Source organism: Streptomyces aureoversilis, assembly GCF_042657885.1.
GTDB lineage: Bacteria > Actinomycetota > Actinomycetes > Streptomycetales > Streptomycetaceae > Streptomyces > Streptomyces aureoversilis.
Window position 1 is genome coordinate 121,734 of record NZ_JBHSKJ010000010.1, and the last position, 13,984, is coordinate 135,717.

Annotated in this window: 15 protein-coding genes; 12 read left to right on the top strand and 3 right to left on the bottom strand. The window is 71.9% G+C overall.

All coding sequences use genetic code 11. From position 1 onward, the window contains the following. The first annotated feature begins 32 nt into the window (after positions 1-32). Complete coding sequence (locus ACFPP6_RS19115; RefSeq protein ID WP_382043569.1) at positions 33-290, top strand: hypothetical protein; 258 nt, start codon at positions 33-35, stop codon at positions 288-290. Positions 291-294: 4 nt separating this feature from the next. Here the strand turns inward: ACFPP6_RS19115 and ACFPP6_RS19120 are convergent, their stop codons facing one another. Then, a complete protein-coding gene (locus tag ACFPP6_RS19120) occupies positions 295-507 on the bottom strand; it encodes a hypothetical protein (protein ID WP_382043572.1) in 213 nt (70 codons plus the stop codon). 169 nt (positions 508-676) lie between these two features. On the opposite strand from ACFPP6_RS19120, the gene ACFPP6_RS19125 reads away from it, so the two are divergent. From ACFPP6_RS19125 to ACFPP6_RS19140, 4 genes are read left to right on the top strand one after another with little or no spacing between them, the layout of a single operon-like run. Continuing rightward, positions 677-1,216, top strand: a complete 540-nt coding sequence (locus ACFPP6_RS19125; RefSeq protein WP_382043575.1) for an RNA polymerase sigma factor — start codon at positions 677-679, stop codon at positions 1,214-1,216. Continuing rightward, on the top strand, positions 1,203-1,949 hold the full coding sequence (locus tag ACFPP6_RS19130; RefSeq protein ID WP_382043578.1) for a hypothetical protein: 747 nt from the start codon (positions 1,203-1,205) through the stop codon (positions 1,947-1,949). Before ACFPP6_RS19125 ends, ACFPP6_RS19130 begins: the two co-directional genes overlap by 14 nt. 28 nt (positions 1,950-1,977) lie before the next feature. Continuing rightward, on the top strand, positions 1,978-3,030 hold the full coding sequence (locus ACFPP6_RS19135) for an ROK family protein (RefSeq protein ID WP_382043581.1): 1,053 nt from the start codon (positions 1,978-1,980) through the stop codon (positions 3,028-3,030). 11 nt (positions 3,031-3,041) lie between these two features. Further along, the gene (locus ACFPP6_RS19140; protein ID WP_382043583.1) at positions 3,042-4,052 is read left to right on the top strand and encodes an ROK family protein; all 1,011 of its coding nucleotides are present in this window, start codon (positions 3,042-3,044) and stop codon (positions 4,050-4,052) included. A gap of 93 nt (positions 4,053-4,145) precedes the next feature. Here the strand turns inward: ACFPP6_RS19140 and ACFPP6_RS19145 are convergent, their stop codons facing one another. Next, positions 4,146-5,591 carry a glyceraldehyde-3-phosphate dehydrogenase gene (locus tag ACFPP6_RS19145; RefSeq protein WP_382043601.1) on the bottom strand — a complete coding sequence of 482 codons (1,446 nt, stop codon included), beginning with the start codon at positions 5,589-5,591 and terminating at the stop codon, positions 4,146-4,148. Between the two features lie 285 nt (positions 5,592-5,876). On the opposite strand from ACFPP6_RS19145, the gene ACFPP6_RS19150 reads away from it, so the two are divergent. Next, positions 5,877-6,803, top strand: coding sequence for an NADP-dependent oxidoreductase (locus ACFPP6_RS19150; protein ID WP_382043603.1), 927 nt, complete (start codon positions 5,877-5,879; stop codon positions 6,801-6,803). 81 nt (positions 6,804-6,884) lie between these two features. Then, positions 6,885-7,820: an AraC family transcriptional regulator gene (locus ACFPP6_RS19155; protein ID WP_382043606.1), complete on the top strand. Its 936-nt coding sequence runs from the start codon at positions 6,885-6,887 to the stop codon at positions 7,818-7,820. Between the two features lie 12 nt (positions 7,821-7,832). On the opposite strand, the gene ACFPP6_RS19160 is transcribed toward ACFPP6_RS19155, so the two are convergent. Continuing rightward, entirely contained in the window at positions 7,833-8,462 is a 630-nt protein-coding gene (locus tag ACFPP6_RS19160; protein WP_382043608.1) for a histidine phosphatase family protein, read from the bottom strand. Between the two features lie 81 nt (positions 8,463-8,543). On the opposite strand from ACFPP6_RS19160, the gene ACFPP6_RS19165 reads away from it, so the two are divergent. The 5 genes from ACFPP6_RS19165 to ACFPP6_RS19185 all read left to right on the top strand — a co-directional run bounded on the left by ACFPP6_RS19165 (position 8,544) and on the right by ACFPP6_RS19185 (position 13,978). Then, complete coding sequence (locus tag ACFPP6_RS19165; protein ID WP_382043611.1) at positions 8,544-9,053, top strand: DUF6314 family protein; 510 nt, start codon at positions 8,544-8,546, stop codon at positions 9,051-9,053. Positions 9,054-9,133: 80 nt separating this feature from the next. Beyond that, positions 9,134-9,694 carry a PadR family transcriptional regulator gene (locus ACFPP6_RS19170; RefSeq protein ID WP_382043613.1) on the top strand — a complete coding sequence of 187 codons (561 nt, stop codon included), beginning with the start codon at positions 9,134-9,136 and terminating at the stop codon, positions 9,692-9,694. A 47-nt stretch (positions 9,695-9,741) separates the two neighbouring features. After that, positions 9,742-11,463 carry an acyl-CoA dehydrogenase family protein gene (locus ACFPP6_RS19175; RefSeq protein ID WP_382043616.1) on the top strand — a complete coding sequence of 574 codons (1,722 nt, stop codon included), beginning with the start codon at positions 9,742-9,744 and terminating at the stop codon, positions 11,461-11,463. A gap of 205 nt (positions 11,464-11,668) precedes the next feature. After that, entirely contained in the window at positions 11,669-13,384 is a 1,716-nt protein-coding gene (locus ACFPP6_RS19180) for a GAF domain-containing sensor histidine kinase (RefSeq protein ID WP_382043619.1), read from the top strand. Positions 13,385-13,630: 246 nt separating this feature from the next. Next, a complete protein-coding gene (locus ACFPP6_RS19185) occupies positions 13,631-13,978 on the top strand; it encodes a hypothetical protein (RefSeq protein ID WP_382043621.1) in 348 nt (115 codons plus the stop codon). Positions 13,979-13,984: the final 6 nt, after the last annotated feature.

The window sequence follows — 13,984 nt, forward strand, 5'->3', positions numbered from 1 at the left end:
CCGACGATGCCCTGGGAGGACGGTGTGCAACGGTGCGACGGTCACAGCGGAACGACAGCTGGTGGACCCGGGTGCGGCGGAGCTACGAGCAGGGCGCCGGGGAAGCCGGGGGAGAACGGCCCCTGCTGGGCCACACGGTGCTGCTCGGCGGGTACGCGGCCCTGTCCGCGTCCGCCGTGGGCATCGCCGGCCTGCTGCTGATGCCCGTGACGACGCGGTGGGTGGCCGGGGGCATGACCGTCATCTCCGCCGCCGACCTCCTGCAGATCGGCTACGACGCCCTCAAGTGACCGCTCAGGAGCCGAAGACGAAGTGCAGGACCGCGACGGCCGCCGCCAGCACTCCGGCCAGCACCGTGATCAGGACCGATGACGTCAGCAGGTAGGCGCTTCCGAGGCTCGCCGTCGTGCCGTTGACGAGCGCCACGACCTCCGTGGGGCTCGGGTGGCGCTTCGGGGCGGCGGGACCGCTGCCGTCGGTGTGCTGTGTGCCGGTACGGCGACTCATGGGGGCCTCTCCTCCATCGGGGCTGTTACCGAAGAAGGGGCGGAAAGCGCCCGTCCCGTGCAAGTTCCGTGGCCGGAGGCCGCCGAAGAGCGGGCTCCGGCGGCCATTGCACGCACTCGCCTTCTCAGGGACCTATAAGGGTGTCGACCGACCCGGAGGAGGTGGCTGCGTGAGCCCCCGAGAAGATCACGGGGCCATACCCGCCGAGTTGCCGGTGTTCGCCGCTTTCTTCACGGCGGAGTACCCACGAGTCGTGCACAGCCTGATGAGAGCCGGGGCGACCTATGAGGAAGCCGAGGACGCGGCGCAGGACGCCATGCAGGAGCTCCTGCGCACATGGCAGGGGTGCAAGAGCCCTGCGGGCTGGGTCCGGACGGTCGCCTGGCACGCGTATTGCAAGAAGGCCGAGCGCAATCGCAGGCGGCGGACTCTGGAATCGCAGAGCGCACGCCTGTCGGGACCGGCTCCACCGGACCGCGCCGAACCGGACGAGCACGAAAAGGTGCTGGAGATCCTGCGCGGTCTCCCGCCCCGGCAGGGGCAGGTCCTTGCCCTCCACCTGGACGGATACTCCGCGCAGGAAACCGCCGAACTTCTCGGCGTGAAGGCGAGCACCGTCCGCAGCAATCTGCGGCACGCGATCGCCACGTTGCGCAGCCTGCTGGACAACTACGAGGCACAAGAAGGAGGTCCGCGTGTCCGCAAGTGATGAGCGGGGTCTCGCAACACGCAGGACCCGGCCGAAGGCCGCCAGAGACGCCGCGCCGTGCGTGCACCCGGCCTTCGAGCGATTCCTCCGGACCGTCCGGGCCGACGTCGAAAGCCGGCTCACTCCGGACGCGGTGGAGGAGCGCCTGCAACGGCTCGTCGGGGCCGCGACGGCGGCAGCACCGGACGCGAGCCCCGCCCGGGCGGCCGGTGTCTCCGGCTTCGCGTCCCGGGCCGCCTGGGCCGCTTACGGCTATCACGTCGTCCACCTCTGGCTGCTGGCCGTCGCGACGGCGGGCCGCCCCGGCGTCCGTCTCCACCGGGACGACGTCGACGCGCTGGCAGTGGAGACGGCGGCGCGGGCGCTGAGCAGCTTCCGCGAGGGTGCGCGGCAGCCGGTTCCGGAACCGCAGGCCGCCGTGCCGGAGTTGAAGGCGGCGTTCCTCACCGAGTGCGTACGGCACCTGCCCTACGTCGACCGCAGCCGCCATCTCATGCCCGAGCAGGAGTCCTTCGACGAATTCGAGGACACGGACGCGTCAGGTCTCGTGGGCGTGCTGTGGGACTGCGCGACCACCGAGCAGGCCGGGGAACTGCGTCGCGTGGCCGGCGACGACGAGGACGCGGGCGACACCGACGAGATCGTCACGCTGACGCCCATCGCCATCCGCGCCGCGGCCCAGCGGTACCCGGAGGGAGTGCCTCCGGACCGATGGCCTGATCTCCTCTCCTGAGCGCACCACCGGACGCAGGTGACATCTCATGAACGTGAACGACGGGAAAGTGCGGCAGGTGCTGCGGCGTTCGTACGAGCTCGACCACGGGCACTACGCGGTCGGCGTCGAACTCCAGCCGTACAAACTCACGGGGGTCGTCGTCGGATCCGACGGTGTGGTGATCGCCCGCACCCGTCGGCACCTCACGGTCATGGAGTCGGCGGAGGTGGTGCAGCGCGTGGCCGAGATGGCGGGGCGCCTGATGGACGACAGACTGGGCTGCGCCTTTCCCCGGGAAAGGGTGTGCGTCGGGGTCCAGGTGGGCGGCCCCGTCGATCCGGACACGGGAACGGTCCTCCACCTCGTCAACGGCCCCGACGACCACCGGCACGAGAAGCCTCCCCCGTACGAGTGGGTGGACGTCCCCCTCGGCGCGGAGCTCGCCTTCAAGATGGGCTGCGCCACGTCGGTGGAGAACGACGCGCACGCCTTCGCGGCGTACGAGCAGAGCCTCGGCGTGGGCAGCGGCAGCGCGACGTTCGGGGTCGTCCTCGTCCGCGACGGCGTGGGTGCCGGAATGGTCGTGCGGGGCGAACGGATCTCCGTCCCGATGGAGTTCGGGCACCTGCAGGTCTGGCAGCGGGGCCGGATCTGCGATTGCGGAATGCGGGGGTGCATCGAGAGCCAGGTCGGGAACCGGGCCCTGACCGCCGTGGTCAAGGAACTGACCGGGCGGGAACTGGACGGGCTGGAGGCCGCGATCGCGCTCGCCGACAGCAACGACCCGCAGGCGCGCCAGGCAGCAGCGGCATTCCGCAAAGCCGGGACCTCGATCGCCCGTGGCATCGCCACCTTGCTCACCACGTTCGGCCCGTCCCATGTGGTGATCTACGCGGCGGAGGATCTCATCAGCGGCGGGCCGGGGCGCCGGGCGGCGAATTCCTTCCTCCACGCGATGAGGAGGTTTCCCGCGCACACGTTCCACATCAGCAGGGACTGTCACATCGTCACCAAGCCGCTGGATGCCGTCCGTGGTGCGCACGGCGCCGCGCTGATCGCGCTGCAGAGTTGTTTCGGCGTCCGGCTCCGACACCGGTAGGAGTGTCCCCCATGCGCCCACGGTTCCACGACGACGACCGGCTCGCCATCGGACTCGACATCGGAGGCACGAAGATCGCAGCAGGAGTGGTCGACGCGGGAGGCCGCGTCGTCGAACGGGTCCCGGCCGCGCCGTGCCCCTCCGACCAGGCGGCCATCGTGAAGGCCGTCTCCGTCCTGGTCGAAGAACTGCACTCCCGGAATCCCGCGACCGTCGCCGTCGGCGCCGGAGCGGCGGGCCTCGTCCACTGGCCCGAAGGCCGCATCCGGACCGCTCCCAACAACGCCTACCGCGATCTGCCGCTGCGCCGCCTGCTCCAGGAGGCCACCGGGCTGCCGGCCCTCGTCGACAACGACGCCAATGCCGCCTGCTGGGCGGAGTACCGCAAGGGGAACAGCGCCGCCTACATGGCATTCATCACCGTGGGCACCGGCGTCGGCGGCGGCCTCGTCCTGGCGGACCGCCTCTTCCGCGGCCGTACCGGAATCGCCATGGAGTTCGGGCACACGATCGTCGACCCGCACGGCACCGAACGCTGCGGCTGCGGCATCGTCGGCTGCCTCGAACCCCTGGCCTCCGGGCGGGCGCTCGGCCGCTACGGCAGCGCGGCGGCCGCGGCCGACCCCGGCGGGACGCTGGCCACGCTCGCCGGGGGCCCCGGCCGCGTGACCGGGGAGACGGTCTCCGCGGCCGCACGCACCGGGGACCCGGCCGCACGTGCCCAGCTGGAGCGCCTCGGCCACTGGCTCGGCATCGGAATGGCGACGCTCGTCAACCTCTTCGACGTCGAGCTGGTGGTCGTCGGCGGCGGCGTCGCGGAAGCCGGCGAACTGCTGCTGGCCCCCACCCGATCGAGCTTCGCCCGGTACGTCACCGCGGGCGCCCACCGTGAACTCCCGGACATCAAACCGGCCCGCCTCGGGCCGGAGGCGGGGTGGATCGGCGCGGCCCTCCTGGCCCTCGACCAGGACGAGCGGGCACCTGGCCGGGCAGACCGGGAGGGACCGGCGGGGGGAGCGTGAGGCCCACGGAAAACGGCCGGGCGGCCACCTCGCCGTTGAGGTGGCCGCCCGGCCCCGGCGTTCGGGGACGCCGGACGAGACGGTGCGCCGGGGTCAGACCTGCGGCACCGGGAAGGTCGGGTACTCCACCCCGGACACGTGCTGGACGACACGGATGACCTGGCAGGAGTAGCCGAACTCGTTGTCGTACCACAGGTAGAGGATCGCGTTGTCGCCGTCGACCTTGGTGGCGCCGGCGTCGACGATCGAGGCGTGGCGCGAGCCGATGAAGTCGCTCGAGACCGCGTCGGGGGCGGTGGTGAAGTCGATCTGGCGCTTGAGCGGCGAGGTCAGCGACACGTTGCGGAGGTAGTCGAGGACCTCCTCGCGGTCGGTCTCGCGGCCGAGCCGCAGGCTGAGGATCGCGATCGAGACGTCCGGCACCGGGACGCGGATCGAGCTGCCGGTGATCGGCGCCTTGAGGCCGGGCAGCGCCTTGGCGACGGCCGAGGCGGCACCGGTCTCGGTGATGACCATGTTCAGCGGCGCGGAACGGCCGCGGCGGTCGGCCTTGTGGTAGTTGTCCAGCAGGTTCTGGTCGTTCGTGAACGAGTGGACCGTCTCCACGTGGCCGCGCAGCACGCCGTACTCGTCGTCCATCGCCTTCAGCGGCGGGACGATCGCGTTGGTGGTGCAGGACGCGCAGGAGATGATCTGCTCGTCCGGCTTGATCATGTCGTGGTTGACGCCGTGCACGATGTTGGGCACGTCACCCTTGCCGGGCGCGGTCAGGACGACCTTGTCGACACCGGGGCGCAGGTGCTTGGACAGGCCCTCGCGGTCGCGCCACTTGCCGGTGTTGTCGATGAGGATGGCGTCCTTGATGCCGTACGCCGTGTAGTCGACCTCGGAGGGGTCGTTGGCGTAGATCACCTTGATCTCGTTGCCGTTGGCGACGATCGTGCTGTTCGCCTCGTCGACGGTGATCGTGCCCTGGAACTGGCCGTGGATCGAGTCGCGCCGCAGCAGCGAGGCGCGCTTCACGATGTCCTGCTCGCCGCCCTGGCGGACGACGATGGCGCGCAGCCGCAGGCCGTTGCCCGAACCGGCCTTCTCGATGAGGAGGCGGGCGACGAGGCGGCCGATGCGGCCGAAGCCGTAGAGGACGACGTCGCGGCCCTCGCAGCGCTCGATCTTGTTGTCACCCGTGGCGCCGGCGACGGCTTCGGCGGTGAAGTCCTCCACCGACAGGCCGCGGTCGTCGGCCTTGTACGTCGCGGCGAGCATGCCGATGTCGATCTGGGAAGGGCCGAGATCGAGCGTGGTCAGGGCCTGCAGGAACGGCAGCGTCTCGGTGACCGAGAGCTCCTCGCCCGCTATCTGCCGGGCGAAACGGTGGGTCTTCAGGATGCTGACCACCGACTTGTTCACCAGGGAGCGGCTGTGGAGGAGGACCGTGACGTCCTGCTCGCGGTGCAGCTTCCCGATGATCGGGATCATCGACTCCGCGATCTCCTCGCGGTTCTTCCAGCTTGTGAACGAGTCCTCGTTGACAGTCACAGGTGCAGGTCCATCTCTCGATCGAGCTAGGCGGCGCTCATATGCTAACCCCACACTCTTTTGACTGTTCAAGCGGTCCGCCTGAGGGGAATGCCACACTCCGGAGCGCGGTCGCCGCGTGCCCCGGAGTAGCCGCCCCCGGGGATGGCCCAGGATCTCCGCCACGAAGACGACGGGACATCTTTCCAAGACTCAGGGATATTCATCCGCTCATTCGATCTTCCTAATGTTGAGCACATCAACCGCCGGGGACACCGCCCCGGCCGCTCACAGGGAGAGACCACCATGCGCGCTGTCGTCCAGAAGTCCTTCGGAGGCCCCGAGGTCCTGGAGGTCGTCGAGACCGAGCGTCCCACCCCCCTCGGCGGCGAGGTCCTCGTCCGCGTCCACGCCAGCGGTGTGAACCCGGTCGACGTGGCCGTCCGCTCCGGCGCCTACCCGCTGCTCGGCGAGCCGCCCTTCGGCGTCGGCTGGGACATCTCCGGCGTCGTCGAGGAGGCCGGCCCGGGCGCCCGCTTCAAGCCGGGCGACGAGGTCTTCGGCATGCCCTTCTTCCCGCGCGCCGCCACCGGCTACGCCGAGTACGTCGCCGTGCCGTCCCGCCAGGTGGCCCGCAAGCCCGCCGGCCTGGACCACGTGCACGCCGCGGCCCTCCCGCTCGCCGCGCTCACCGCCTGGCAGGGACTGGTCGACGCGGCCCGGATCGCCGAGGGGCAGCGGGTGCTGATCCACCGCGCGGCCGGCGGCGTCGGCCACTTCGCCGTGCAGATCGCCAAGGCCCGCGGCGCCCACGTGATCGCCATGGCGAGCGCCCCCAAGCACGACTTCGTGCGCGGCCTGGGCGCCGACGAGATCATCGACTACCGCACCACCGACTTCACGGAGGCGGTCAAGGACGTCGACGTCGTCTTCGACTCCTCCTCCGAAGGCGTCCGCTCCCTGGCCGTCCTGCGCCCCGGCGGCACGCTCGTCAGCATCATGGAGCACTGGAACCAGGAGCTCGCCGCCCAGGTCGAGGCCGCGGGCCGGAACTTCGCCGGAATCTCCGTCGAACCCGACTACGCCTCGCTGGAGGCGATCGCCGCCCTCGTGGACGCCGGCCGCATCCGCCCCCACGTCGCCGGGACGTTCCCGCTGGCCGAGGCCGCCGCGGCCCACGAGGCGGTCGGCTCGGGCCGGACCCAGGGCAAGATCGTCCTGACCGTCGACTGACACGTGCCGGGACGTACGCTGACCGGAAGGCCGGAAGGCCGGAAGGCCGGTGAGGGGAACGACGGGGAAGAGGGGGCGGCGTTGGACATCCTGACCGAGGCGCTGGGCTCGATGCGGACCGGGCAGCCCAGATCCGTACGCACCCACGGCCGCGCCCCCTGGGGGCTGCGCCTCCCCCCGGTCGCCGGCGCCGGCTTCCACGTGGTGCTCTACGGCACCTGCTGGCTCGTCCCCCTCGGCGACGCGCCGCACCTGAAGCCCCTCGCCCTCGGCGCGGGCGACGTGGTCTTCCTGCGCGACGGCCGCGGGCACATCCTCGCCGACGACCCCTCCACGCCGGCCGAAGAGGAGAGGCCGGAGCAGTTCCGGCCCGGCTCGCCGCTCGGCACGGTCACCATCGGCGGCGACGGCCCCAGCACGAAGCTGCTGTGCGGCAACTACCACCTGGACCAGGGGCGCCCCCACCCCCTGGTGAGCCGGCTCCCCGAGATCATCCACCTCCCCGCCCGGCACGGCCGCCACCCCGAACTGAGCGCCGCCGTCCAGCTCCTCGGCACGGAACTGGAGAACCCCCGCATCGGATCGGCCGGCATCGTCCCCGCGCTCATCGACTCGCTGCTCCTCTACATCCTGCGCGCCTGGATCGAGGACCAGCCCCCGACGGCGGCCGAGGGCTGGGCGGCCGCCCTCGGCGACAGCGCCGTCGCCCCGGCGCTCTCCGCCGTCCACGCGGACCCGGCCGCCCCGTGGACCGTCGAGTCGCTGGCCGAGCGCGTGGGCCTGTCCCGCGCGGCCTTCGCCCGCCGCTTCACCACCCTCGTCGGAGAGCCGCCCATGGCCTATCTGACCCGCTGGCGCATGACGACCGCCGCCCGGCTGCTGCGCGAGACCGACGCCCCGCTCACGACCGTCGCGGCCCGGACCGGATACGGCTCCGAGTACGCCTTCGCCAAGGCCTTCAAACGCGAATTCGGACGGGCCCCGGGCGGCTACCGCCGGGAGACCCGGGCCGTGTGAGGCGCACCGCGGTCACCGGCCGAGATGCCGGGTGTCACCCAGGCCGACGACCTGGCGGTTGTGGAAGAAGTCGTCCTCGCGCAGGGTGGTGATGCTGCCCGGGGCCGCCCGGAAGCCGACGCGGCCCAGCGCCTCGAACGGCATCCCGATCCACGCCGCCACGACGAACGTCAGGGCGAAACCGTGCGTCACGACGACCTGGTGCGCGCACGGGCGCCGCAGGATGTCGTCCACGGCCGCGTAGACGCGCCGGGCGAAGACCGCCCGGGTCTCGGCACCCGGCACACCCTCGTGGTGTCCCATCCGGTCCCCGGCGGCCGGCGGCGGGACGAACCGCCGGTCCAGCCACTCCTGCGGCCGTCCCTCGGCCTCTCCGTAGGACTTCTCCCGCAGCCTGCGGTCCAGGACCGGTTCCACGTCGAGGAGACCGGCCACCTCTTCGGCCGTCTCCCGGGTCCGCCGCAGATCCGAGGAGAACAGCTCCACCCCGGCGCCGCCGGGGACCGCGGCCCGCAGCGCCCGGGCGATGGAGACCGCCGCGCGCCTGCCCGCCGGCGTGAGCCCCGAATCGTGCCAGCCGCCGACCACCCCTTCGACGTGGTGCGTCGCTTCCGGGTGCGTGACGACGTAGACGCTGCGCATCAGTGCGTGCCCTCCTCGTGGGTCCTCACCCCGTGCCACCGCGAGGCCCGTCTCCCCACGGCGGCGGGGGATGATGGAGCGGTGAACTGCGCCGCCCATGATCCGACACCCGTCAGCGGTTCGGCACCCCGTCCCGTCCCCGTCCCCGACGCCGTCGCCTACCTGACCGGGCAGTGGACGGTCGAACGCACCCTGCTCGACCTGGACACCGGGGCCGGCGGGTCGTTCCACGGCACGGCCGACTTCCGGCCGGCCGGTGACGGCGCGTCCGTACTGCACGTCGAGGACGGCGAGCTGAGCTGGGGCGGCGCGGTCAACCGGGCCGGGCGGACGCTGCGGCTGCTGGCCCGGCCGGACGGCACGGCCGAGGTGCGGTTCGCCGACGGCCGGCCCTTCCACGACCTCGACCTGCGCACGGGGCACTGGACCACCCGCCACCCCTGCGGGCGGGACGGCTACGACGCCACGTTCACCGTCGTCTCACCCGGCGAATGGCACGTGCAGTGGCGCACCACCGGCCCGGCCAAGGACCACCTCCAGCGCTCGGTGTACCGGCGGCGCCGCTCGCCCGGGGGTGCGGTCCTGCGCTGAAGCGCGGCCGCGAGTGAGCCGCGTCTCACCCGGGCGGGGGTGCTTGTCTATGAAACGAGTTGCATAGCAGGATCCGGGGTATGGCGCTCGAGCACGCGATCCTCGTCTCCCTGCTGGAGAAGCCGGGTTCCGGCTACGAGCTGGCCCGGCGCTTCGAGCGGTCCATCGGCTACTTCTGGACCGCCACCCACCAGCAGATCTACCGCGTCCTCAAGCGGATGGAGGGCGACGGCCGGCTCGACGTGCGCGAGGTGCCGCAGCAGGGCCGGCCGGACAAGAAGGAGTACTCCGTCGCCGCCCCCGGGCGCGCCGCCCTCTCCGACTGGCTCCACGAGCCGATCGAACCCGAGAGCGTCCGGCACGACCTCGCCGTGAAGATCCGCGGCGCGGCCTTCGACGACCCGGCCGCCCTGATCCGCGAAGTCGAGCGGCACCACCGGGCGCACTCCGACCGGCTCGCGCACTACCTCGCGGGGGAGCAGCGCGACTTCACCGGACCCGGGGCGCCCGCGGCGCCCGGCGACGCCGGGCGGGAGCTCCAGCACGTCGTCCTGCGCGGCGGCATCGCCTACGAGCGCATGACGATCGCCTGGCTCGACGACGTGCTCGCCACGCTCCACCGGCTCCGGGCCGGGCACTGACCTGCAGACCACACCCTCCGACCTCCACGCCGGAAAGGCGAACCTCCATGGCCGACCAGCTGCTCTTCAACCCGCGCACCTACGACCCCGCGCACTTCGACCCCGAGACCCGCAGGCTGCTGCGCGCCACCGTCGACTGGTTCGAGGAGCGCGGCAAGCGCAAGCTGATCGAGGACTACCGCTCCCGCGCCTGGCTGGCGGACTTCCTCGCCTTCTCGGCGAAGGAGGGCCTGTTCGCCACCTTCCTGACGCCGTCCTCCGCCGCAGGCGGGAACGAGGACAAGCGCTGGGACACCGCCCGCATAGCCGCCCTCAACGAGATCTTCGGTTTCTACGGGCTCGACTACTGGTACGCGTGGCAGGTCACCATCCTCGGCCTCGGCCCGGTCTGGCAGAGCGACAACGCCGCCGCCCGCGCCCGCGCCGCCGAACTCCTCGCGCAGGGCGAGGTGTTCGCCTTCGGCCTGTCCGAGAAGTCCCACGGCGCCGACATCTACTCCACCGACATGCTCCTGGAGCCGGACGGCGACGGCGGCTTCCGGGCGAGCGGCTCCAAGTACTACATCGGCAACGGCAACGCCGCCGGCCTCGTCTCCGTCTTCGGCCGCCGCACCGACGTCGAGGGCCCCGACGGCTACGTCTTCTTCGCCGCCGACAGCCGCCACGAGGCGTACCACCTCGTCAAGAACGTCGTCGACTCGTCGAAGTACGTCAGCGAGTTCCGCCTGGAGGACTACCCGGTCGCGGCCGAGGACGTCCTGCACACCGGCCGCGCCGCCTTCGACGCCGCGCTCAACACCGTCAACGTCGGCAAGTTCAACCTCTGCACCGGCGCGATCGGCATCTGCGAGCACGCGATGTACGAGGCCGTCACCCACGCGCACAACCGCATCCTGTACGGCCGCCCCGTCACCGCCTTCCCGCACGTGCGCCGCGAGCTGACCGACGCCTACGTGCGCCTCGTCGGGATGAAGCTCTTCAGCGACCGCGCCGTCGACTACTTCCGCTCCGCCGGTCCCGACGACCGCCGTTACCTCCTCTTCAACCCCATGACGAAGATGAAGGTGACCACGGAGGGCGAGAAGGTCATCGACCTGATGTGGGACGTCATCGCGGCCAAGGGCTTCGAGAAGGACACCTACTTCGCCCAGGCCGCCACCGAGATCCGGGGCCTGCCGAAGCTGGAGGGCACCGTCCACGTCAACCTCGCGCTGATCCTCAAGTTCATGGGCAACCACCTGCTGAGCCCGGCCGAGTACGCGCCCGTGCCGACCCGCCTCGACGCGGCCGACGACGACTTCCTCTTCCGCCAGGGGCCGGCCCGCGGCCTGGGCGCCATCCGCTTCCACGACTGGCGCACCGCCTACGACGCCTACGCCGACGTGCCCAACGTCGGCCGCTTCCGCGAGCAGGCGGACGCGCTGTGCGAGTTCGTCACCGCCGCCGCCCCCGACGAGGAGCAGAGCCGCGACCTCGACCTCCTCCTCGCCGTCGGCCAGCTCTTCGCACTCGTCGTGCACGGCCAGCTGATCCTGGAGCAGGCCCGCCTGACCGGCCTCGACCGGGACGTGCTCGACGAGCTGTTCGCCGTCCTCGTCCGCGACTTCTCCGCGCACGCCGTCGAACTGCACGGCAAGGACTCCGCCACCGAGGAGCAGCAGCGCTGGGCCCTCGGTGCGGTCCGCCGCCCCGTCGTCGACGAAGCCCGCTCGGCCCGCGTCTGGGAGCGCGTCGAGGCCCTGTCCGGCGCGTACGAGATGGCGCCGTAACTCCCGGCCGGCCGGGGCCCTTCCGGCACCGGTGACCGCTTCACGCCACCCCCGGTCCCGTCCCGGTCCCATCGGGGCGGGACCGGGGCCGTTCTGCCACGGAGCCGCTTCTTCCGGCCCGGGTGGGCGCATCCGTTTCTGCCCCGCCCCGGGACCGATACGGTGGTCCGACGAGACACACCTCGCCCGTTCGTGAGGAGACGCGTTGGAGACCGCCGGGGGTGGTTCGGTGCGGCTGCCGCACCTCAGGCTCGACGAGCTGCTGGGGGAGCTCCAGGCGCGGCTCGACACCGCACGCGGCACGTGGGACCGGGTGCACAGCCTGCTAGAGGCAGTGCTGTCGGTGGGGCGCGAACTGGACCTGGAGCACGTGCTGCGCCGGATCATCGAGGCGGCGGTGGTGCTGGTGGACGCCCAGTACGGGGCGCTCGGGGTCATCGGCCAGGACGGCCGCACGCTCTCGCAGTTCCTCACGGTCGGGCTGACGGACGAGCAGATCAAGGCCATCGGGCCGTTCCCCTCGGGCCACGGGCTGCTCGGGGAGCTGATCCGGCACCCCGCCCCGCTGCGGCTGCCGAAGATCTCCGAGCACGCCGCCTCCTACGGCTTCCCGCCCAACCACCCGCCGATGCACAGCTTCGTGGGCGTCCCCATCCGCGTCCGCGACCAGGTGTTCGGGAACCTGTACCTGACCGAGAAGCGCGGCGGGGCGGACTTCGACGCCGAGGACGAGGCGGTGCTCTCCACGCTCGCCGTCGCCGCGGGCGTCGCCATCGACAACGCCCGCCTGTACGAGGAGTCCACGCGGCGCGAACGGTGGCTGCGGGCCAGCGCCCGGGTGACGACCAGTCTGATGTCCGGCAGTCCGCGGCAGGACGTGATGGCCCAGATCGCCGAGCTGGCCAAGGAGATCACCGAGGCCGAGCTGGCGACGGTCTCGCTGCCGCTGGACGACGGGTCCGCGCTGACCGTCGAGGTCGCCACGGGCGAACTGGCCGACGCCATCCGCGGAGTCGTCCTCCCCGTCGAAGGGACCCTGGTCGGCGTCGTGCTGTGCGAGCGCGAGCCGGTCTGCAGCCTCAGCGTCGACGAGGACCCGAGGGTCTCCGCGGTGCCCGCGTCGGTGACCGGGCTGGGACCGGCGGTGGCGGTGCCGATCAAGTCCGGCAAGACGGTGATCGGCGTGCTGTTCCTGGCCCGGGGGAGGGGGCGGCCGGTGTTCTCGCAGGAGGAGATCGAGCCCCTGCTGAACTTCGCCGGGCAGGCGGCGATGGCCATGGAACTGGCGCAGCGCCGGGCGGACGCCGAACAGCTCACGCTGCTGGAGGACCGCGACCGGATCGCCCGCGACCTCCACGACCTGGCGATCCAGCGGCTGTTCGCCACGGGGATGACGCTGCAGAGCGCGGACCGCTTCATCGACCACGCGGAGGCGTCGGAGCGCGTGCAGCGGGCGGTGAACGACCTCGACGAGACCATCAAGATCATCAGGGCGACGATCTTCGGCCTGCGGTCCCGGGAGACCGCGCCCCAGCACGGGCTGCGCACCCGTGTCGTACAGACCGTCGGAGGCGCCGCCACCCTCCTGGGCTTCGCGCCGAGCCTGCGGATGGAGGGCCTGCTGGACACCCGGGTGCCGCGCGCCGTCATCGACGACGCGGTGGCGGTCCTGGCCGAGGCCTTGACGAACGTCGTCCGGCATGCCCGTGCCACGTCCATCGGCGTCTGCGTGGTCAACGACGGCCGGGACCTGGTCCTCACCGTCACCGACAACGGCGTCGGCATGCCCGGCGACGGGCGCCGCAGCGGGTTGCGCAACCTCGCCGAACGCGCGGAACGGCACGGCGGCCGACTGTCGCTCTCCGCCCCGTCCGGCGGCGGAACGGTGCTGACCTGGCGCGTTCCCCTCCCGGCGGAGTAGCCGCGGCACCGGTCGCCCCTCCGCCCTGCCGTGCCGTAAAGAAGTTCAAAATTCAAGATGCTGGACGTCCCTCGTCACGGCACCACCGGGGGCGTCTTGGTGCACCCCCCTGCGCACGGATCGACCCCCGATCCGCGGGGGGCCGATCGGCCCCATGGGGAGGGGCTGACCGTCCCCATGGCCCCGGAGGGCGTTCCCCCGAAAGTGGATATCCGGCCGATGAACGGCCGGAGACGGGGGAATGTCATGCAGGCGAACGACAACACGACGAAAACACCGGCCCGTCGGGCCCGTGGCCGTGCGGCCGCGCTGCGGTCGGCCTGGATCGCGCACCTTCTCTGCCTGGGCACGCTGGGCTGGCTGCGGGACGCCTCGCTCAGTGCCCTGGGTCCGTTCTCCGTGGCGGGCTTCGTGCTGTTCCTCGGCTGCGAGGCGGCGGTCGCCCTGCTCATCGCCCGCGCCCGGCGCAGGAACGCGGCACCGGCAGGCTTACGGCCGTCCGCCCGGTCCGCCGGCTGCACGGACGGGGACGACGGAGGCTGTACGGACTCCTGTGCCCGGACCTGCGCCGCCGGGGGAGCCGCCGGGGCCTGACCGGGC

Excerpts from the sequence above, each read along its gene's own strand:
- ACFPP6_RS19120 (WP_382043572.1), bottom strand. The coding sequence starts at position 507 with ATGAGTCGCCGTACCGGCACACAGCACACCGACGGCAGCGGTCCCGCC.
- ACFPP6_RS19135 (WP_382043581.1), top strand. The coding sequence starts at position 1,978 with ATGAACGTGAACGACGGGAAAGTGCGGCAGGTGCTGCGGCGTTCGTAC.
- ACFPP6_RS19140 (WP_382043583.1), top strand. The coding sequence starts at position 3,042 with ATGCGCCCACGGTTCCACGACGACGACCGGCTCGCCATCGGACTCGAC.
- ACFPP6_RS19150 (WP_382043603.1), top strand. The coding sequence starts at position 5,877 with ATGCGCGCTGTCGTCCAGAAGTCCTTCGGAGGCCCCGAGGTCCTGGAG.
- ACFPP6_RS19160 (WP_382043608.1), bottom strand. The coding sequence starts at position 8,462 with ATGCGCAGCGTCTACGTCGTCACGCACCCGGAAGCGACGCACCACGTC.
- ACFPP6_RS19170 (WP_382043613.1), top strand. The coding sequence starts at position 9,134 with ATGGCGCTCGAGCACGCGATCCTCGTCTCCCTGCTGGAGAAGCCGGGT.
- ACFPP6_RS19175 (WP_382043616.1), top strand. The coding sequence starts at position 9,742 with ATGGCCGACCAGCTGCTCTTCAACCCGCGCACCTACGACCCCGCGCAC.
- ACFPP6_RS19185 (WP_382043621.1), top strand. The coding sequence starts at position 13,631 with ATGCAGGCGAACGACAACACGACGAAAACACCGGCCCGTCGGGCCCGT.